The organism is Lamprobacter modestohalophilus (genome assembly GCF_016583905.1).
GTDB classification, from domain to species: domain Bacteria; phylum Pseudomonadota; class Gammaproteobacteria; order Chromatiales; family Chromatiaceae; genus Lamprobacter; species Lamprobacter modestohalophilus.
Genome location: NZ_NRRY01000006.1, coordinates 25,591 through 45,252 on the forward strand (window position 1 = coordinate 25,591; position 19,662 = coordinate 45,252).

At 62.1% G+C, this 19,662-nt stretch carries 15 protein-coding genes; 9 read left to right on the forward strand and 6 right to left on the reverse strand.

The annotated features are described in order from the left end of the window. Positions 1-77 precede the first annotated feature (77 nt). Positions 78-1,328, forward strand: a complete 1,251-nt coding sequence (locus CKO42_RS05640) for a hypothetical protein (protein ID WP_200240319.1) — start codon at positions 78-80, stop codon at positions 1,326-1,328. Here the strand turns inward: CKO42_RS05640 and CKO42_RS05645 are convergent. Further along, positions 1,288-2,103, reverse strand: a complete 816-nt coding sequence (locus tag CKO42_RS05645; RefSeq protein ID WP_200240321.1) for a thiol:disulfide interchange protein DsbA/DsbL — start codon at positions 2,101-2,103, stop codon at positions 1,288-1,290. The genes CKO42_RS05640 and CKO42_RS05645 overlap by 41 nt on opposite strands. 173 nt (positions 2,104-2,276) lie before the next feature. On the opposite strand from CKO42_RS05645, the gene CKO42_RS05650 reads away from it, so the two are divergent. From CKO42_RS05650 to CKO42_RS05670, 5 genes are all read left to right on the forward strand, one after another. Beyond that, positions 2,277-4,613, forward strand: coding sequence for an ABC transporter substrate binding protein (locus CKO42_RS05650; RefSeq protein ID WP_200240323.1), 2,337 nt, complete (start codon positions 2,277-2,279; stop codon positions 4,611-4,613). An 8-nt stretch (positions 4,614-4,621) separates the two neighbouring features. Continuing rightward, positions 4,622-6,019 carry an SLC13 family permease gene (locus CKO42_RS05655; RefSeq protein WP_200240325.1) on the forward strand — a complete coding sequence of 466 codons (1,398 nt, stop codon included), beginning with the start codon at positions 4,622-4,624 and terminating at the stop codon, positions 6,017-6,019. Beyond that, on the forward strand, positions 6,016-7,083 hold the full coding sequence (locus tag CKO42_RS05660) for an ABC transporter substrate-binding protein (RefSeq protein WP_200240327.1): 1,068 nt from the start codon (positions 6,016-6,018) through the stop codon (positions 7,081-7,083). The genes CKO42_RS05655 and CKO42_RS05660 overlap by 4 nt, the downstream gene beginning before the upstream one ends. 43 nt (positions 7,084-7,126) lie before the next feature. After that, the gene (locus tag CKO42_RS05665) at positions 7,127-7,993 is read left to right on the forward strand and encodes a sulfotransferase family protein (protein ID WP_200240329.1); all 867 of its coding nucleotides are present in this window, start codon (positions 7,127-7,129) and stop codon (positions 7,991-7,993) included. Between the two features lie 71 nt (positions 7,994-8,064). Further along, positions 8,065-8,517 (forward strand): ATP-binding protein, encoded by a 453-nt coding sequence (locus CKO42_RS05670; protein WP_200240331.1) that lies wholly within the window; start codon positions 8,065-8,067, stop codon positions 8,515-8,517. Between the two features lie 94 nt (positions 8,518-8,611). Here CKO42_RS05670 and CKO42_RS05675 read toward each other — a convergent pair whose 3' ends face one another. Continuing rightward, on the reverse strand, positions 8,612-8,944 hold the full coding sequence (locus CKO42_RS05675) for an anti-sigma factor antagonist (RefSeq protein WP_200240333.1): 333 nt from the start codon (positions 8,942-8,944) through the stop codon (positions 8,612-8,614). 175 nt (positions 8,945-9,119) lie between these two features. Here CKO42_RS05675 and CKO42_RS05680 point away from each other — a divergent pair, with 175 nt between their 5' ends. Beyond that, positions 9,120-9,719, forward strand: a complete 600-nt coding sequence (locus CKO42_RS05680) for a hypothetical protein (RefSeq protein WP_200240334.1) — start codon at positions 9,120-9,122, stop codon at positions 9,717-9,719. Between the two features lie 50 nt (positions 9,720-9,769). After that, positions 9,770-10,348 (forward strand): hypothetical protein, encoded by a 579-nt coding sequence (locus CKO42_RS05685; protein ID WP_200240335.1) that lies wholly within the window; start codon positions 9,770-9,772, stop codon positions 10,346-10,348. A 9-nt stretch (positions 10,349-10,357) separates the two neighbouring features. Here the strand turns inward: CKO42_RS05685 and CKO42_RS05690 are convergent, their stop codons facing one another. Continuing rightward, complete coding sequence (locus CKO42_RS05690; protein ID WP_200240336.1) at positions 10,358-11,905, reverse strand: L,D-transpeptidase; 1,548 nt, start codon at positions 11,903-11,905, stop codon at positions 10,358-10,360. Between the two features lie 240 nt (positions 11,906-12,145). Between CKO42_RS05690 and CKO42_RS05695 the strand changes: the two genes are divergently transcribed. Further along, complete coding sequence (locus CKO42_RS05695; RefSeq protein ID WP_420844270.1) at positions 12,146-12,943, forward strand: DUF4198 domain-containing protein; 798 nt, start codon at positions 12,146-12,148, stop codon at positions 12,941-12,943. 109 nt (positions 12,944-13,052) lie between these two features. Here the strand turns inward: CKO42_RS05695 and CKO42_RS05700 are convergent, their stop codons facing one another. From CKO42_RS05700 to CKO42_RS28235, 3 genes are read right to left on the reverse strand one after another with little or no spacing between them, the layout of a single operon-like run. Further along, positions 13,053-14,972: a DUF4340 domain-containing protein gene (locus tag CKO42_RS05700; RefSeq protein WP_200240337.1), complete on the reverse strand. Its 1,920-nt coding sequence runs from the start codon at positions 14,970-14,972 to the stop codon at positions 13,053-13,055. Positions 14,973-14,975: 3 nt separating this feature from the next. Beyond that, positions 14,976-17,909: a Gldg family protein gene (locus tag CKO42_RS05705; RefSeq protein ID WP_200240338.1), complete on the reverse strand. Its 2,934-nt coding sequence runs from the start codon at positions 17,907-17,909 to the stop codon at positions 14,976-14,978. Next, positions 17,902-19,389 (reverse strand): ATP-binding cassette domain-containing protein, encoded by a 1,488-nt coding sequence (locus CKO42_RS28235; protein ID WP_338034853.1) that lies wholly within the window; start codon positions 19,387-19,389, stop codon positions 17,902-17,904. The genes CKO42_RS05705 and CKO42_RS28235 overlap by 8 nt, the downstream gene beginning before the upstream one ends. Between the last annotated feature and the right edge of the window lie 273 nt (positions 19,390-19,662).

Genomic DNA, 19,662 nt, shown 5'->3' on the forward strand with positions numbered 1-19,662 from the left:
GCGCATCGCTCGCGGAATCACTTGCTAGGCAGCGATACTTTGGGCCGTACAGGTGAGACCATTACTTCGGTTTGAGCATGAGCACGTTACCAGATCGTATTTCACTGACTGCTCAGGTTGACCGCCTGCTGCTAGAGCAGGGCCGGCTGGAGCCGCTGGAGCTGCTCTTAACGCTGGACCTGCTGGCCTATGAGGACTACGAGGCGTGGCGCAGCGGTGGCCGCGCCGATCTGCAAGGCGCGTTGCTCGCCGACCCGGACGAGGTGGCTGCAGTCCTACAACTGGCTGCCAGCCACGCTAGCGGTCAAGGCTTGCAGCCTAGCCAGATGGAGTATCGCGGCTGGGGTGGTCATAACAGCCCGCTGAATCTGGGCGCAAACCAGCGCCTGATCCAAGCCTGTGCTGAGGCATTCGCTCCCGCGGAGGATCGCCTTCAACTCGACCTATTCCACGATTCGACGGGGCTGCTGATCGAAAATGGCCTCCGCGATGCGCTCGCCGCACGGCGCATCGATGACGCACGCGATCGCGTCGGCGAGCTGATGCGCCATGATCCCCGACACGCCAGTCTGCAAGGTTATCTCCGGCTGATACAGGCCGTCGACGACGGCAGCGATGATGACGACAACGATGCCGTGGAGGCGAATCTAGCGAATCCAGAGAAGCCGCAGCCGTCGGGTACCTTCGATGCCGCCGACCGGCTCGCGCAGCTCGACGCCTTGGAGTCAACCGCCCGCGATCTTCTCGGCCACCGAGCCCGCGACTTCCTCACCGGGCTCTGGGCTGGGCTCGCGGAAAAGCTCGCTGGCATCGATTACAACCCCGCCTCACCACGACTGCACGCCAGCCACGCCTGGCTGCGGGCGGAACGCTGGGACGCGGTCCGGAGCGCCATCGAGCAGGAGCCCAACTGGCGCTGGCACCCGGACCTGGTCGTGCTGCATGCCGAGGCCGCCTGGCGTCGTCGTGACCCCATCAGCGCGCGTCAAGACTGGGCCTGGCTCTGCTGGGAACATCCGCACCATGCGGAACCGCTGCTTGTAGCGGCGACGCTGCCGGATTCCCGTCTGTGCGAGCTCTGGAGCACTTTCGAAGACATGGATACCGCGCTCGAGGTCGAGGAGTTTCCCGCCTGGCTGCTCCTGCACGATCGCAGTGCAGCCGCCGCCGTACCGCCGGATCGGGCCCCAGATGATGAGCGTGGCGCGCTTTACAGCGTGCTGCACCGCCTGGTCAGCGGCGAGGGCAACATCGAGCTGCGTCGCCAACTCGACGACATGCACCCCGCTATGTTGCGTCTGTTTCTCGCCAGTTGTCAGACAGGCTAGCGGTTGACGAGCCAGACGTTGTCAGCCTGAGCCCAGCGCTGACGCGGGTTTGAGCCCCGCTCGGCGGTGGCCGATCGTGAGTCCATGGCCGGGGATCATGAGGCATGACCGGCGATGACTGGCGCTGACCGCGCCGGCCGCGACGGGATTGAGGAGCCGTTGCGTCTTCGATGAGCGCGCGAGAGACCTCGATCATTGCCTCCTGAGTGCCCGCGAGCTGTAGGTCGGTACGGTACCTGCCATTGATAATCAGGGCTGGAACGCTGGCGATCTCGAAGCGTTCGGTTAACGCGATCGCCTGCTGCACCTGATGCTCGACCTCGGGCGAATGGTAGGCCGCCCGAAAGGCGTCGGCATTGATGCCGATCTCGCGTGCAAAGTTGATTAAGTCGGTTTCGGTCATGATCGGGCGGTGCTCGTCCTGCATGGCCCTGGCGAGGGCCTGATGGAAAGGCTCCAGGGCTCCGAGTGACTCCGCGGCATAGTACGCACGGGCATGGGGCTCCCAGCGCGGCGCAACCGCTGGCATCCGGCGAAAGCTCGCTTGCCCATGCGTCTCGTCGATCAAAGGCTTGAGTTGATCCTCGAGCTGACCACAGCTTGGGCAGCCGTACCAGAAGACCTGAATCACCTCGACCGCGTTATCAGCGCCCATCGTCTGTGGGTCGCTCAGGGTCGCGTAACGCTGGCGTTGATCCTCGGAAGACGCAGTTGGGGCGGCAGTCAGGGCGAAGAACAGGGCCAGCACACGAAAAGGAAGAGGCGAGCGACGCATGGGCACGATCCGTCTGTTTCGGGGAACATCGCGCGAGTCTAACGCGGTATCCTGACCCGCTGTTGTGCCGACGCTCCCGTCCGTGCCGGTGCTCTCGTCCCCTGTGAGCGGTCGAGATGCCGGGATTCCCGTCGAAGAGGCCCTCCGTTCAGATGTCTTACTTTGCGCCATCGATGCGAATCAATCGCCTCCGACCCCACTGGCTGATGCCCGTCTCACTGTTGCTTCTGTGGGCGCTGCCAGGACTGGCAGGCCAAGCGTTGATGCTCGCGAAAGAGGCCGAGGTCATGCAGGCGGAGGCGGCTAGTCCTGAAAAGCACCGAATCCTGGTGCTGAATTCTTACAACTTCGGCTATTCCTGGACCGACAATGAGGTCGAGGCTATCCAGGACTTCTTTGCTGATGATCCAAGCGTCATCTTGCAGATGGAGTTCATGGATACGAAAATGACCAATGCGCCTAAGCATTTTTCCAACCTACTCCAGCTCTACCAGCACAAGTATCGTGATTCTGACTTCGATGTCATTATCGTGACTGATGATGACGCCTTAGATTTTATCCGCGATCAGGGTGCCTCGCTCTTTCCCGATGTCCCTGTTGTCTTCGCTGGAATCAATAATTTCGGAAGTGGGCAGATTGCTGGTATGCATGCGGTGACGGGTGTCAATGAGGAGGCGGACTTTATCGCTAACCTAGAGCTCATCACAAGGCTGCAGCCGGATGTGGAAGACATCTATGTCATCACGGATGAACTGACGGCTGGGCTGATGATCCGGCGAGAGTTCGAGACGGCGGCGGCTGATTTTGAAGGCCGCCTTCGATTCCATTTTTTGAATGATTTGACCCTCGATGAAGTGCTTGCGAAGGTCGCGACCTTGAAGCCAACCGCGGCTGTGTTCTATCTCACCTTCTTCCAAGATGCGACTGGCAAGAGCTTTACCCCCTGGGAGGTGCTGCCGCGGATCTCGAGCAGTTCAGCCGTGCCATTGTATGGTCAGGTCGACTATATGTTGGGCAAGGGGGTGCTTGGCGGCAAGGTCAAGACGTCCTATTACCAAGGTCAGGCGGCTGCGGCATTGGCGTCTCGAATCATCGCGGGAGAGCTTGCCGAATGTATCCCGATTGTGATGGAAAGTCCGAACATGTATATGTTCGATTACGAGCAGATGCAGCGGTTCGGTATCCCAAAGCGGGCGCTGCCGAAAGAGAGTATTATTATCAACGAGCCAGAGACCTTTTTTTACCGATATAAAGGTCTTATCGCGATCGTTTCGCTGATCTTTATTGTTCTGTTGGGTTTTATCTTTATTCTGCTATTCAATATCCGCACGCGCAAGCGGGCACAAAAAGGTCTGCAGGATATTCTGATTGCGATGTCGTCGGTGCTCGAGCTGGACTCGGCAGCGGAGATCAAAGAAGAGCTCATCGAGATCATCAATCGCATCATCTTTCTTGATCGCGCGGTCGATCAGGTGCGCTTCTATAACTACTATGGCAAGCTGCGTGAGTACGATGCGACTAGGCTGATACCCCTTGGCGCTGAGGCGGCGCCAAGCACGCCGCAGCCTGGAGATGAGCTGATTCGAACGGCGATCGAGCAGGGCAGCAGTATCGTACGCGGCCGCGAATGCGTGGCGTTGTTCAAGACCCAAGGCCTGATAGGAAATGTCGTCTACCTGAAGGGCGATCGCCGCTTTGAGGATATCGACCAGGATCTGCTCGAGATCCTAACGAGCAACGTGTCGATGGCGATTGAGACGTTGGAGAAGAGCAAGATGCAGGAGGCGCTCGAGACCGCGCGCAAGATCCAGCTCAGTATGCTGCCGCATGCCTTCGAGTCTGTGGCGGAGCCGTTCGGAGTGGATGTCCATGCGATGCTGCTGGCAGCCAAAGAGGTCGGTGGCGATCTCTACGATGTCTTCGCGATCGATGATGATCATCTGTGTATCGCCGTCGGCGATGTCGCCGACAAGGGCGTGCCGGCGGCCCTGTTCATGGCAGTGGCAAAGACCTTGATTCGCGCCAAGGCGGAGCCCGGGTCGACGCCCGAGACCATCCTCAGCAAGGTCAATGCCGAGCTGCTGCGCGACAATGACCAGTGTCTCTTCGTGACCCTGTTCCTCGCGATCTACCAGCGCAGCACGCGGACGCTGCATTACGCCAACGGCGGCCACAACCCGCCATACTTGATCGCTACCGATGGCACGCCGAGCGAGCTGCCGCTGCTGCCCGGGGTCGCGCTTGGGGTGGTCGAGGGCGTGGTCTATCGGTCACAGCAGCATCAGTTTGCGCCAGGTGAGGCACTGTTTGCGTACACGGATGGGGTGACAGAGGCGGTGAATACGGCCGGTGCCATGTATGGAGAGGAGCGTCTGATGCATGTGCTCGCTGGCCTGGGTACGGCGGTCGCGGCAACCATCGATAGCCGTGTGGTCGACGACGTCGAGCGCTTCTCGCGGGGCGCCGGCCAGGCCGACGACATTACCGTGATGACCCTACGCGTGCAGTAGGGACGGGCATGAAATCACGCTGGGACTGGATTCCGTGGCTGCTGGTGATCCTCACACCAGTGGCGACCTTCTTCCTGATGCAGGCGCAGGGCGTTGGTTGGCGGATCACGATGTTCACGGCGATTGTGCTCACGGCGCTGCTGATGTGGTTTCTGTCCCTGCTGCCGGATTTCGTGCCGGCGCTGATCGCGATGTTGTCGTTCCTGATCTTCGGCTTGGCGCCGGAGTCGGTGGTGCTTTCAGGCTTCTCGTCGACCGCCTTCATGCTGACCCTGAGCATCCTCGGGCTGGGCGTGGTGGTGGTGGAGTCGGGCCTGACGCGGCGCTATACGCTGATGCTGCTGCACCACCTGCCGGCGAATACCTTTGCCCACCAGCTGATGGTGTTCTCGACCGGACTCCTGTTCACGCCAACCGTGCCGACCATCGTCGGTCGGGCGGCGATCGTCGGGCCGGTGGTCGAGCATATCGTCCATGGCTGGGATGCGCGGGCGCGGCGTCACGCCTCGACCATGTTGTACACAACGGGGCTGGATTCGATCCACTTCTTGGCACCCCTGTTCCTGACCGCGGCGCCGGGGAATCTGATGGTGTTCGCGCTGTTGCCGCCGCAGGATCAGCAAGCCTTCGACTTCCTGTTTTGGTTTTTCGCGGCCTCGTTGACGGGCATCGTGCTGCTCTGGTCGTACCTGTTCTGCAGCGCGCTGTTCTTCCGCCACGCCTATCGGCATGTCGATATCCGCAAGGCCGATATCGCCCAGGCGCTGGGGGATCTCGGGCCCATGCGTGCGACTGAATGGTGGGCGCTGATCGGTGTCATCCTACTCAGCTTAGGCATTGCGACCATCAATTGGCACCACATCGAGGTGCACCTGCTCGCGCTGACGGTGCTCTGCTTGATGCTGTTCCTGGGCATGCTCTCGCGCAACGACTTTATTGCTAGGATCGATTGGGCATTCTTATTCTTGCTTGGGAGCATGATCGGCATCGTTGCGACGATGAATCATCTGGGGATCGACCGCTTCATCATGGGAGAGCTGTCCTGGCTTGGTGTGTACATGCGTCAGGACTTTGGCTTATTTGTCTTGGCACTATCGGCGGTGTTCCTGCTTGCGCGTCTGTTCATTCCATTGAATCAGGCTATTATCGTCTTTGCCGCGGCGCTGATCCCGATTGCCAGCAATGCGGGCATCTCGCCCTGGGTGGTTGGCTTCGTGCTCCTGATCCTGGCAGAGACGGCGTTCTTTCCGCATCAGTCGCCCTATATCTTCCTTTTCGATCGGCTCACCAGCGAGGTTGATCACGATCTTCGACGGGTGCAGTTGTTCCATCTGCTGCTGATCCCCTTCAAGATTACTGCGATCCTGATCGCGATCCCGTTCTGGCACCGTATTGGTGTGTTATGAAGCAGAGTCCCGCGGCGTTGATCCTGAGTCTATTGTTCTTTGTCGGTGTTGCCGCCTTTGCGGTGGTCTTCAATGTGACCAAGCCGCGGGTGATGATCTTACAAAGTTACGACCCGGAATATGCCTGGACACGTGATATCAATGCCGGTATCCGCCGTGTCTCGGACGGCTGGACCAATTACAGTGTCAACTGGCACTACATGAATACCAAACGCTTTTCCGATCCTGACTCGCTGCGCTACGCGGGAATCGTCGCGCGCCGTGCGATCGAGCGTTTCGACCCCAATGTCCTGATTGCCGTCGATGATCTCGCCCAAGGGCTTGCGGCCAGTTTCTTTGTCGATCATCCGCGCATGGAGATTGTCTTCACTGGCGTGAACGACACGGTCGAGCCCTATGGCTATGTCGGCGCTGAGAATGTCACTGGCGTTTTTGAACGCAAGCCGCTGCAAGCGGTCAAGGACTTGGTGCTGACCCTTGAGCAGGAGACTGGGCAGGAGACTGGCGCTGCGGCTGCGCCAGGGCCTGGAATTCATTATCTCATGGACCCCTCGGAATCGATGGCGCGGGATCGCGATCGGGTCGAGGCCTTTGATTGGTCGCCAGTCCGTTTCGAGGGCACCTTTGTTGCTGCGGATTATCCCTCTTGGCAAGCCTATGTGCGTGCACTGCCCAACCGCAAGGGGCAGTATCTGTTGGTTGCCAATTACCGTCAGCTACAGCGCAGCGAGACCACGCCTGAGCCCGTGCCGCCCGATGAGGTGATGCGTTGGACAGAGGCCAACTCGCCCATTCCGATCATTGGGGTCAACGTCTTCAATGTCGAGGACGGGGCCGCCCTAGCGGTGGGTGCGTCGCCGTTCGAGCAAGGCGAGGTTGCGGCCAGGTTAGCTGATCAGCTGCTGCAGCAGGATGTGCGAGGAGGTCAGGTGCCCATCGAGACCCCAGAGTACTACGTCGTCGCCATCAATGAGGCCGCCTTGGCGAAGCGTGACCTTGATCTGCCGCAGATCTATGAAGCCTTTGCGCGGACCACCTTTACCTACATCGATTCGGGGCAGTAAGGGATAAGAGGACATGGGCGTGGTAGCACTGAGACGTCGATCCATGGACAGCAGTAACGCGCTCACCAGCGCCAACATTCGATTCCATCTGTTCCGCACGCTGGTGCTGCCGATGTTGCCGATGTTGCCGGACGCGCCGGCGCAACAGGTTCCGCCGCCGGTGGTGATTGGCGCCCATGGCGGCTCGGGGACCCGCGTGCTGCCACGGGCATTGCGGCTGGCGGGGTTCTGGATGGGGTCTTGGGTCAACCCGAGAACGGAAGATGCGATGTCGACCCGCTTTTTCCTGCAACGCTATTTCGAACAGGCGATGGCGGATGAACCGGCTCAGCGCGTTGAGCTCGAGCGCCTGTTTCGTGCCCTGATCCGCGGCCACCGTGTCCGCATGCCCGACCCGTCTTCCGCCTGGGGTTGGAAAAACCCGCGTTCCATGTGGGTCATCCCGTTCCTGGCTCGCCTCTATCCTGGGATGCGATTCATCCACCTGGTGCGCGATGGTCGTGACGTTGCCCTCAGCAAAAATCTGAACTTGCTGCGCAAACATGGGACTTGGCTGCTGGGGGAGCAGAGCCCAGAGGCTGACCCCGTCAGGTCACAGCTTCGGCTCTGGGCGCTCGGAAACGCGATCGCTGCCCGCGACGGCAAGCGGTTGCTCGGGGACAATTACCTGCATCTCTCGTATGAGGCGCTGTGCTGGGCGCCGCGCGAGACATTGGCGCGGATGTATGACCATGTCGGCCAGTCGGTGTCGCGTCCCATGCTCGACCGAGCCCAGCAGCTCGTGGTGCCACCGAGCAGCATCAACGCCTGGCGCAACAGCGAGCACGAGTGCCTGCACCAGCCGAACCCTGAGATCAGCGCTGTGCTGCGTCGTTTCGGCTACAGCACGGAAGGTGCCGAGTCAGTCTAGCCATTGCCATGAGACCAAGATCGGTTAGTTGGTCAGCCAGCTATCTCGCTCGGTAAACCGGAGGGATGCCCATGAAGTTCAGACTCGATGATCAGGCCGACGCGGTCTCGCGGCTGGTGGAGCAGATAGAGAGGGCGCTGATGGCGGAGGGCGTGCCGATGCAGGTCATCTATGCGGTCAACCTGTGCGTCGAGGAGTTGGTGCTCAACAGCGTCAACCACGGCTATGGTGGCGCGGCCGCAGCCGATGTCGAGGTCGAGGTCGAGGTCGAGGTCGATGTCGATGTCGAGCGACAGCAGCAGCGTTTGATCATCGACATCAGCGATGGCGCCGCGGCCTTCGATCCGACGACCGAGGCTGCTGAGCCAGACACCGACGCCGAGATCGACGAACGCCCGATTGGCGGTCTGGGTATTCATCTCGTCAAGCGGCTAACCGACGAGATGAGCTATCGTCGGCTCGATGGACGCAATCACGTCCGTCTGGTCAAGGGGTTCGAGCCAGATGCTGATGCCGAGGAGTGATTGCCATTTGCGCGGTGATTGCGGCAAGTCGTTTGGCGTTATGCGGCTTGGGACCGGTGCTGTTTGCGGTGAGCGGGCTTTTGCGGTGAGCGGGCTAGAGCATCTGGATGGTCTTATCGATCGTCTTGCCAGCCTTGAACAGGGATAAGAAACCGCACAGGTCCAAGACCTCTCGCACATGAGCGTTGGCGTGGCACAGACCAACACCACCACCGAGCTTGGCGGTTGCCTTGGCCGCCTTCATCATCACCCGCAAGCCCGCGCTCGAGACATAATCGGTGCCGTCGAAGTCGAAGACGATCTTTGTTGCGCCGGCTTCGATGCGAGCCGTGAGTTCGCGATCGATCTCTGGCGAGGTGGTGGTGTCGAGACGCTTGCCGGGCTTGACCACCAGGGCATCGGCTTGTTGATGAAATTCTGCGGCCACGCTGGGCTCCTCTTGTCGACTGGATCATGCGCATTAGAGCGCATCGGAGTGACCGGCGAGCGGTCGATGTGTGCGGTGGACGTTCCCCCGCGGCTCGCGCGGATTCAGCGCTCCAGTTTTGAGCTATTCTTGCTCTGCTGCTCATCCATCAAGTCCACCGCAGGGGCATCGTCTAGTGACTGACCAAACGACCACCGAGGCCCTCAAAGGATCTCCGCAGCTCGAGGTGTTCCGAATCATCGACGAGCGGTTGCAGGATGCTGTTCGGCGTGAAGAAGACACCGATTATCGCAGTGCCAAGGCGAACCGCCGCACGCAGACCATCGGTCGCATCTCCGTCGTCACTGTGCTCGTGCTCACCCCACCGGTGTTCTACCTGATCTGGACCTTGGTAGGGGCCATGGGCGTGATCACCGATCGGATGGGCTCGATGCATGAGCAAGTCGATCTGATGGAACAGGACTTTGATGAAGTGGCGGCTCGAATGTCCCGCATCAACAGCGCAGTCGGCAACATGAGCAACAACATCGCGGTGATCGAGCCGATGGAGCAGAGGCTGCTCCGCATGCGCGACGATGTCGACCTGATCTCGACGTCGATGGGCGGAATTGCCCCGAACGTCCATTCGATCGACCAGATTCTGGGAGGCATGGATCAAAATCTCCTGCAGATGAATCACGTCTTCGGTTTCTTGAATCGCGATGTCTTCAGGATGCGCCAAAACGTGAATCAGATGAGCAGCCCGATGCGCATGGTCCCATTCTTCGGCCAATAGTGCCGCAGCTAGAGCCGCAGTCGAAACCGGCTCCCCGAATCTTGACCAGAGTGGCCGTAGCGATGACCCCAGAAGAACGTGACGAGGCGGAACAGGTTGCCAACCGCTTCATGGACCTGCACGAAGACTTGATGTTCATCTTCAAGCACAACATGGTCCGCAGTACCTCGCGCATCAACAGCATTATTCGCTACGCGATGGTCGGAATGGTGGTCATGATGCTCGCCATGCTGGCATTGGTCGCGACCTTCACAACGCGCATGGATAGCATCACGAGCTATATGGTTGAGATGGCTGATGACATGCAGAGGATGCGCGAAGATTTTGACAACGTGAACGCCATCATGCGCTCGATGGAGCAGTCGGTGGTGGCAATGGATGGCTATGTCGCGCCGATGCCGTCGATCTTTTCGTCGGTGGATGCGATGTCGGTGAATATGTCCCGCATGCGCGAGTATCTCGGCAGCGTCGAAGGCGATATGGATCGCATCCAGGTCCGTATGGTCTCGCTCGGCGGCGCGCTACAGGCGATGGATCAAAAGATGATTGATATGAGTGGCGCGATCGGCGGTATCGGCCGCGACGTCAACATCATGTCACGGCCAATGTCCATCCTACCGAATAACTGATTCGGGTTGTTAGCCTTGGCCGCCGCTTGACTCTGCGCCATCTGCGGAGCGGATCTTTGGCGCCTTCGGCGCCACGCTGGCCGGTGGCGCCGTCTGCAGGGGTTGTGGTGTTGGGCTGCTAGGGGTGTTCACTTGTGGCGTTGCCGCTGGTTGTTGGTTAACCGCTGGTGCTCCCTCTGCAGCTGTCGATGTCTGGCCTTGCGCCTGGATCGCTGGCTCAGAAGCTTGTGCTGCTGCGGGCTCCGGATCGGTGGCCTGTCTCCGTTCTGGCGCTGGCGCTGGCGCTGGCGCTGACGCCGGTGTGCGCTCCGGCTCTGACGCGGTTGACTGAGTGGTTTCCGGCGCCGTGGTCTGGCGCGATCCTGAACTTGTTGCTGCGTTGCTCGTGCTTGCCGAGCTGGCCTGGCTGGGTTGGGCCGGCGTCCTCGTTTGAGGGGCATTGGCCATCTCTGCAGCCGTGTCTTCGGTGCCGGCCTCGGGTCCGGTCCCGCTGGCCCCGGCTAGCGGGCTGCCACCCATGCTGCTGCTATCATTAGCATTACCGGTAACATCAGCGGTAACCTCACCGGAGTTGCTGCCACCTTGACCAGAGCCTGCCGGTTCATTGCCTCCGGCGGACGTCACAGCCGCGTTAGCGTTCGCCGTCTTGGCGCTGGAGCTCGCCTTGGTCGCGGTTCGAGTCGACGACCGTTCGCTTGCGGTTGACGCGCGCTGGGCTGAGCTTGACGCGCTTGTGGTGGATGCCGAACGGGTCCCTGATGAACCTGATGAGCTGCTGCGAGGCTCGGAGCTGGCGTTGGCGATGCGATTCAGCTTTTCTTGTTCGCGCTGACGGCGAATGCGCTCGGCATAGTTACCATAGTCTGGACCGCTACCGATCACGGTCACCCGCGTGCCGATGTCAGCATGCGCAAACAGGCTCGATGCGACCGTATCCGGGAGGCGGATGCAGCCATGCGATGCGGGTTGGCCGGGCCTCGGGATGGCGCCAGCGTGCATGCCGATGCCGTCATAGGTCATGCGCATGAAGTGGGGCATGCGAGCGCCGACGAATTTGCCCCCGGCGGGTATCGGGTCGCTCGAACGGGCGTTGCGCTTGTGCAAGCCACCGTTGGCGTTGTAGATACGGCCGTAGAGATTCGAGCGCTTCTTCGCCACCTTCTCCATCACCTGGAACTCACCGCTCGGGGTTGGATGCGATGAGACGCCGGACGCGATGGTCGTCCAGCCCACCTGTTCTTTGCCGTCGTAGAAGCGCGCGCGCTGCTCGTTGGTGTCGATCACTACGTGCGAAATCTTGCGTCCGGTGCCGTTCCATTCGAAGAGTTGATCGGGCTCCGGGTCTTCCTGCGGCTCGGGGATGGCCTGCGCCGATGCCTCTGCGGTCTCCGTCTCTTGCTCGGACTCGACGTTGACCTCCGCTGGCAGCTGGCCGCTGGAGGGCGTTGAGACCGGGATCTGGGCGCAGCCGCCGAGCAGCAAGACGGCGCTGACGATCTGCAGCCAGATCGAGCCTATGGGGTGGATTTTGTTGTGTTGCTTATTCAGGATGCGCATGACTCAGCTGAGGCTCATGGGGTCCGGCAGTTTCTAGTACGTGCATGTTAACCCATTGAGCCGCCTTGGCTCGAAGGGTGAGCACAAATCGATGCACGAAGGCGTCTGCAAGAGAAGCTATATGCAAAAAGGCGTCGCATGCAAAAGTAACCGCATGCAAAAGTAACGGTATGCAAATTTCAAAAATTATCTTACCTTGAGGGACCTGCTTGCCAAATCACTCGACCGAGGAGGTCTTCAATGGCACCCAGCGATCCCTGTCCGGGCAACCCAGTGCGCGCTAGACGGCATTGGATGGCCATGCTTGGCCTCATCATGCCATTTGCCGCTGAGGCGCATTTTCTCGAGCTGATTCCATCCACCGAGATTCTGACCGCAGAGACTGGCCCCGATGTGATATTGGACCTGGCCTTCACCCATCCAATGGAACGTGGACCGGCGATGGCCATGGACAAGCCGGTTAGCTTCGGCGTGGTAACGCCCCAAGGTCGCGAAGATCTGTCTGAAGGACTACAGACCGTCGAGCGAGATGGTAAGACCGCTTACAAGGCCGAGTACCGAGTTCCGAGCCCGGCTGACTATCTGTTCTTCGTTGAGCCGGCGCCGTACTGGGAGCCGGCTGAGGGTGTGATGATTATTCATTACGCCAAGACAGTGGTTGACGCCTACGGCGCTGAGGAAGGCTGGGACCAGAGGGTCGGTTTCCCGGTCGAGATTGAGCCTCTGGTCCGTCCTTACGGGCTTTGGGCGGGCAACCTGTTCACCGGTGTCGTGACTCGGGCCGGCAAGCCGGTACCGTTCGCGACCGTCGAGGTGGAATGGCACAACGATGGCTCGGTCGAGCCACCAGCGGCGCCGTTCGTGACCCAGGTGGTGAAGGCCGATGCCAATGGCGTCTTCAGCTACGCGATGCCACGCGCCGGCTGGTGGGGCTTTGCCGCCTTGCTCGAGGGCGACGAGACCATGGCCAATCCGTCTGGTGAGCAGGTACCGGTTGAGCTCGGCGCACTCATCTGGGTGCGTGCGCGGGAGATGTAGCGAGGTCCCGCTCGCCATCGCTGGTGCTGGCTGGCAATGGCTGGTGCTGGCTGGTGCTGGCTGGTGCTGGATTGCAATCGCTGGCGAAGCCAGCCTTGCTCGCCGTTTCTCAGCGCCAGCCTGGTGCCGCTTGCGGTGGTGGGCCTTGTGGTGGCCAGGGCTGTCCGCTCGGCGGCGCATAGCGCTGATAGGGCCACTGCGGCGGTGCGCTGCGAGCCGGCACGGGGCGTTGTTGCGGGCGGAAGTCGGGCTCTGTCTCGGCAGGCGAGGTTGCAGGGTGGGTTACTGACTCGCTCGGCCCCTCACTCGCGGTTGCTGCAGCCGCCGGCTCTGGCTGTTCTGCGTCGTTGGCCTCAGCGGCCGATGAATCACCGACTGTGGTTGTGGGTTCCGTTGCGCTTCCGGTTCCTCGGTCCAGGTCCGCTGACGGCGCTGGCGACTCAGAGATCGCCGCGCCACCGAGCTCGTCAGTCTGGCGATCGTCAATTGGCTCTGCCAGGTCGCTCGAACCTATCCCAACGGTCGGATCTGTCCCATCGGCCGGACCTGCCCCATCGGCCGGATCTGTCCTATCGACCGGACCTGCCCCATCGGCCAGATCTTTCTCAACGGTTGCCGCTGATCCGTTTCCTGAGTGCGACGGGATCTTGCCTGCGGTGTCCAGTGGATTCGGTTCAGCGCTCGGAGCCAGTTCATCGCCTGCAGCGAGCGAGTCGTTTAGAGTCAGCTCAGCGCTTGGAGTCATCTCGTGGCTGGCTTCGGCTTGGGCCGACTGATCGGCCTGTCTGGCGAGGAGTTGCTGTGGATCGAGCCCGAGCAGCCCATCCAAATCGTACTCTGATAGCTCATAGAGCCAGGGGTCTGTGCCGGTTTGGAGCAGATAACTGCCGTTGCCATCGGCGAATACCATCCGGCTGCGACGGCTGCCGTCATCCAGCGTGATGTCGAGCCGAAGCACGGGCTCGGACGTCAATGCTGCAGCGGTTGCCGGCATCCGAACATCCTCATAGCTGAGGTTGGCGATGCGGCTCAACAGCGCCTCGACCTGAGACGAGTCTAGGTCAGATCGACGCATCTTGGTCGGGTTTGGCTCAGCTTGATCCAGACCCGTCGGTTCCAGCCCAGCGCCTTCCAGCGTCTTGTCTTCCCGCCCAGCGCCTTCTCGCCCAGTGTTTTCTCGCCCAGCGTCTTCACGTTCAGAGCTTTCTCGCTCGGTGCCTTCTCGCTCACGATGGTCCAGCTCCATGCGCTCTAGCTCGGGTGCTGGGGCAGAGGTCGGCGTGCCGGCCATTCGGTCCGCCAATGCCGCCGTGAGCCGCCAGCTGCCATCCATGCGACTGAGCGTCCAGTCATCGCTGTGGACACGCTCGATCGCCCCGGCGTCGAGGTGGAGCTGGTCGCGACGCAACCAGTCGCCGCTGTCACTGGCAATCAGAACATTGGCCAGCGGCAGATCGTAGACCGTGTCTTCGTCGGCCAGACGCGCATACAGGCGACGAAAGCCTCGGGAGTCGCCAGTCAAGAGCTGCGTTAGCTCGCCGACATGGCCAGTATCGCCAGTATCGCCAGTATTTCCGGTATTGCCGTACAGAGTGATGCGACGCTCGGCGTTGTCGTCGGCCACCTTGAGTCGGCGTTGCGTCTCGCCGCTGGCGCCGACTGGCAACGGCCGCTGAAGTGCTGTCAGCGTGCTCAAGAGCCGATCAACCTTGTCCGCGTCGGCGGGGAAGTCGGCGAGTGCGGGCAGTACCCAGCCCTCGGCAGCGCGGGCGAGCACGACCTGCTCGTCGGCGCTATCGATCTCGATGCGCTTCACCTGATCGCTCACAAGATTGAGCAATGGGGCATCGGCGGCGCTGCTGGTTTGCATGGCGTTGCCGGCCAGGACCAGCGCCGCGACAAGCTGCGCCACCAACAGCGCGATCAGGGCGCTGACGGCGGGCGTCTGCAGCGCGCGCCGCCAGCTCGGCTCGAGCCCGCTGAGCGGGTTGCGGAAGCGCTGTGCCAGCCAATTCGGTCGATCGCTCATGACTTAGCCTCCAACTTTAGCCTCCAGGATCGCGGCCAAGGCCTGTTCGCGACGGCGATGCAGCCGTCGATGCAGTGCAAAGACCAGCGCCAGACCCCCAAGCGCCAGCAGATAGTTCAGCGTTTCGAGCAGGATGCGCTGCTCGCGTCCGACCGGCTCGAGGAGACGGTTGTACTGGCCGCGGCCGCGCAGCGTCAGCAGCCCGCGGTCTTCGAGCGACCAGTCGATGGCGTTTTGGATGAGTGTCAGCGGCGCCAGATAGCGGCTCTGGGTGGCCTCGGTGGCGAGGCTGATGGCGGTGTCGGAGAGGAAGCTCGATGAGCCCAGCAGGATCAACCGTGCCGAGCTCGGTGAGTGCTCGACCACGCTGGAGAGCAGCGGTGACTCAGGCTTCTGCGTCTCGGTGTCGGTGAGCGCGCCCTCGGCGTCCAGGGATGCGTTGCTGTCGCGCTGCAGATCGCTGAGCAAAGGCGATGGCTGGTCGCTGAAAGCCGACTCGAAGCGGCCTTCGATCAAAACGCCAAGGAGCTTGCGCCCGGTGTCGTCACCGCGCTCGAAGCCTAGCTCGGGATAGGCCTCCAGATCGGGCTGCACATCGCTGTCGGCGCGCGTCCAAGCCGCTGCGGAGGATTCGATCAGGCGCACCCACTGGCGCCCGGCGTTGGCCTCGGCATCGAGGCTGATCGGCGCCGCCCAGGTCATGGTCAGCTGGCCGAGTCCAGCGGTGATGCCGGACGCATCGCTCAGCCCATCGTCACGCACATCCGGGAAGTAGGGATAGGGCAACATCTGGATCTCCTCGACCAGGAAGCCGCCGAGCTGCCGCTGCACGGGGATCGGGAACGGTGTGTTCTGCGGGTCCAGCACCAGCCCTGGCCCGAGCCGCAGGCCCAGGCCGGCGAGCCAGTCCTCCAGCCCGGTGGGTTGCTCGACGGCACGGATGCGGCCACCGCCAAGGTCGACAGCGAGCGGTGTAGTGGCAAGGATGACGGTGCCGCCCTGCATCAGGAATTGGTCGATGGCGAAGCGCTGGCGCTCATCGAGATCCTTTGGCTCGATGACCAGCAGCAGATCGGCCTGCTCTGGAACCTGGCCGTCTCTCAGATCAGTCGGGATCAGATTGAAGCTCGATTGCAGCACCTCCTCCAGCAGGCTGTAGTCGGTGTTGCCGCCACCGAAGCCGTCCATTCCCAGCATGCTGGGGCTGGATTCCGGCCGATAGAGGGCGATGCTACGCAGCACGCCGGGTGTGAAGCGCTTGATTGCCGCGCTCAAGCTGCGGCGCAGGCCAGCGGCATCGAGCTGCTCTGGTAGAGGGACGGCCTGTACCTGCTCGCCCCGCTCGAGGACCATGTCGAAGTAGAAGGGCTGCGGGTCGAGCAGGCTGAGGACCAGCGGCTGCAGTCCGTAGCGCTCGGCGATCGCTTGCTCCAGTGGCGGATCGCTGGTCGGATCGGTGATCTCCCAGCCGAAACGTCCCTCGGCGTCTGCCGCGAGCTCGTCGAGCAGGGTTTCCAGTTCGGCGCGCAGCTCGGGAAGCGGCTCGGGCAGGACACTGGGGTCGGAGACAAACGCGCGCAGCCGCAGTGGCCGGTTGATGCCGGCAAACAGGTCGCCGCCGGCCTGCCAGCCATACAGAACCTTCTTGATCGCGCGGGTGATGTCATATTCGGGGTTCCGCAGGACCACGTCGAGATCGGTCTCGCCGCGCACCTTCACATCAATCAGCTCCTGAAAGCCCAGCACCTCATGGCTGTCGCCGTACTTCACCAGGATGTCGAAGTAGGAGTTGACCACGCCGGCCTGGTACTTACTGGCGGTCTGGAACGCGACCGGCTGGATGCCGTATTGCTCGCCGGCCTCACGCTCGCGCTCGGGGTCGTTGTGCGGATCGATCAGCTCGACGACGACGCGCCCGTTACCGGCGGCCTGATACTCGCGCAAGAGGTCGCGCAGTTGCGGCACCAGCGGCGCGAGCAGCGGATGGGTCTCGGCACTGAAATAGCCGCGGATCAGCAGCGGCTCTTGGAGCTGGTCGAGGTAGGTCTGGGTGGTCTCGGAGAGGCTGTAGACCGAGCCGCGGGTGAGGTCCGCACGCACCTCATCGACCTGATGCAGCCAGAGGTTAGCGGCGAGTAGGTTGGCGACCGCGAGGCCCGTGAGCAGCGACCAGCGGTGATGAGCGATGCGGCGCGGGGGATCGAGTGCCGGATCGGTGGCCCAGCGCAGGCGCTCCAGGGTGTCGACACTGAGCAGCAGGAAGGCGCCGACCAGACTGAGGTAATAGTAGAGATCGCGCAGATCGATGACGCCACGGGTGATCGACTCGAAGCGGGAGCCGGAGCCGAGCAGCCGCAGTAGTTCGCCGCCGCCGTGCCCGGCCAGGCTGGTCAGTGCCGGCGAGCCGATCAGGTAGAACAACGCGGCGACTAGCGTCGTGCCGATCAGCGCGACGATTGGGTTATCGGTGCGCGCCGAGACGAACAGGCCGATGGCGATGTAGGCAGCCGCCAGTAGCAGCGTGGCCAGATAGGCGCCGACGACGGGGCCCCAGTCGAGCGGGCCGATCAGCGCGACCGTGAGCGGCAGCGGCAGGGTCAGCGCCAAGGCGATGGCTACCAGCGCCCAAGCGGCGAGGAACTTGCCCAGCACCAGGCGCCAGGTCGGTACCGGCAGCGTCGCCAGCAGCTCCAGGGTGCCGGCGCGGCGTTCCTCGCTCCACAGGCGCATGGTCAGCGCGGCAGCGAGGAAGATCAGCAGCAGCGGCATCCAGTCGAACAACGGCCGGGTGTCGGCGATGTTGCGCGAGAAGAAGGCCTCGACCCAGAAGAATACGAATAGGGTCGCGGCAAGGAAGGCGCCGATGAAGAGATAGGCGACCGGCGAGCCGAAGAACGAGGAGAGCTCCTTACGAGTGATGCGCAGGATATTAGCCATGGGTTGGGCCCTCTTTGGCCGAAGTCTTCGCCGTTGGCTTTGGCTCCGGCTTGGCCTTTGGCTCCGGCTTTGGCTCCGCTGCTGGCTCCGCTGTTGGCTCGGCTTGTGGAGTAGGCTTCGCCTTTACTTTTGGCCTTGGCGCTGGCTCAGCGTTTGGCGCTGTCTTAGCCTTTGGCCCCGGCTTAGCCTTTGGCTCCGGCTCAGCGTTTGGCTCCGGCTCAGCGTTTGGCCCTGTCTTAGCCCTTGGCTCCGGCTTAGCCTTTGGCGCTGTCTTAGCCTTTGACTCCGGCTTGGCTTTTGGCGTCGGTTTGGCCTTTGGCGTCGGCTTAGCCTTCGGTTCCGGTCTTGGCGTTGCTTTTGCCGTTGCTTTTTTGGCCGTTGCTTTTGCCTTTGGTTTTGGGCTTGCTTGTGTTGTTGTTTTCCGCGTTGTCTTTGATGTTGCGGCTGCCGAGCCTGAGCGCGAACCTCGGCCCGAGCGTTTGCGAGAAGCCGGCTTTGGCGCCGAGCTTTCAGCTGAGCCCGCGGTCGATGGGATCGCAGCAGATTCGGTCGACTGGATCTGTTCGCCGCTGACAACAGCCCCAAACAGCGCTTCGAGATCGCGCCGCTCGGGCGTGAGCGTATAGAGCGCCCAACCGCGATCGCCTGCGATCTGTGCGATCCGCGGTGCGAGCCGCTTGGGATCGTTAGTCTTCAACGCAAAGCGCCGATGTGCGCCCTCGTCGCCGAGATGCGTCACCGCGCCAACACCATCGAGTGCGCCCAGGGTCTCGGTGACCTCGGAAATCGGCCGATCGAGAGTGACCAGTAGGCGCGGGTCGGTGCTCAGCGCGTCGAGGCGGCTGTCCACCGCGAGCCGCCCGGCGCGCATGATCAGTACGCGCGAGCAGATCGCCTCGACCTCTTGCAGGATGTGCGTCGAGATGATCACGGTCGCCTGGTGCGCTAACTCGCGGATCAGCGATCGCATGTGCTGGATCTGGGAGGGATCGAGGCCGTTGGTCGGCTCGTCCAAGATCAGGATCGGCGGCTCACGCAAGATCGCTTGCGCCACGCCAAGCCGCTGCCGGTAGCCGCGCGAGAGGGTTGCGACCGTTGCTTGCGCTTTGGTGCCGAGCTCGGTGCGCTCGATCGCGCGGCGGATGGCCTCGGCGCGATGGCGCCGCGGGATGCCGTGCAGAGACGCCTGGTACTCGAGGTGCTCGAGCACGCTCAGGTCTGGGTAGAGCGGGCAGTTCTCGGGCAGATAGCCGATGCGTCGCTGCGCCTCGCGCCGGCGGCTGGCCAGGTCGAGCTGGTCGATGGCGATCTGCCCGGCGCTCGGCTCGAGGAAACCGGTGAGCATCTTCATGATGGTGGTCTTGCCGGCGCCGTTGTGGCCGAGCAGACCGACGATCTCGCGGCGGCCGATCGCGAACGACACCTGGTCCACCGCCTTCAGGCTGCCGTAACTGCGGCTGATCTCATGAGCCTCAATCATCCGGATACTCCGCTGCGGGTGTTGGCGATGACGATAGTAGGCAACTTTGGTGTTGTGTTGCTGGGCGCAAGCTGCGAGCAAGTCGCGAGCAAGCTCCGAGCAAGCCGCGAGCGTATAGAGGCGGGCGGCCGCAGGAGCCAGAAAGCGCGCTGTATTGCACTGCACTGGGCGATGTGGTGCAAGCGGGGGCGGGCTGCGTTGGCAATGGCGGAAGGCAGCTAGCGCGGCGTGAGCGTTCGTCCCGGTGCACGTTGGTGCTGGTCATCGTCGGTC

What these genes read in the sequence shown, in the direction of transcription:
- CKO42_RS05660 (WP_200240327.1), top strand. Translation starts at nt 6,016, where the DNA reads ATGAAGCAGAGTCCCGCGGCGTTGATCCTGAGTCTATTGTTCTTTGTC.
- CKO42_RS05665 (WP_200240329.1), top strand. Translation starts at nt 7,127, where the DNA reads ATGGACAGCAGTAACGCGCTCACCAGCGCCAACATTCGATTCCATCTG.
- CKO42_RS05655 (WP_200240325.1), top strand. Translation starts at nt 4,622, where the DNA reads ATGAAATCACGCTGGGACTGGATTCCGTGGCTGCTGGTGATCCTCACA.
- CKO42_RS05690 (WP_200240336.1), bottom strand. Translation starts at nt 11,905, where the DNA reads ATGCGCATCCTGAATAAGCAACACAACAAAATCCACCCCATAGGCTCG.
- CKO42_RS05705 (WP_200240338.1), bottom strand. Translation starts at nt 17,909, where the DNA reads ATGGCTAATATCCTGCGCATCACTCGTAAGGAGCTCTCCTCGTTCTTC.
- CKO42_RS05700 (WP_200240337.1), bottom strand. Translation starts at nt 14,972, where the DNA reads ATGAGCGATCGACCGAATTGGCTGGCACAGCGCTTCCGCAACCCGCTC.
- CKO42_RS05650 (WP_200240323.1), top strand. Translation starts at nt 2,277, where the DNA reads ATGCGAATCAATCGCCTCCGACCCCACTGGCTGATGCCCGTCTCACTG.
- CKO42_RS28235 (WP_338034853.1), bottom strand. Translation starts at nt 19,389, where the DNA reads ATGATTGAGGCTCATGAGATCAGCCGCAGTTACGGCAGCCTGAAGGCG.
- CKO42_RS05640 (WP_200240319.1), top strand. Translation starts at nt 78, where the DNA reads ATGAGCACGTTACCAGATCGTATTTCACTGACTGCTCAGGTTGACCGC.
- CKO42_RS05670 (WP_200240331.1), top strand. Translation starts at nt 8,065, where the DNA reads ATGAAGTTCAGACTCGATGATCAGGCCGACGCGGTCTCGCGGCTGGTG.
- CKO42_RS05645 (WP_200240321.1), bottom strand. Translation starts at nt 2,103, where the DNA reads ATGCGTCGCTCGCCTCTTCCTTTTCGTGTGCTGGCCCTGTTCTTCGCC.
- CKO42_RS05695 (WP_420844270.1), top strand. Translation starts at nt 12,146, where the DNA reads ATGGCACCCAGCGATCCCTGTCCGGGCAACCCAGTGCGCGCTAGACGG.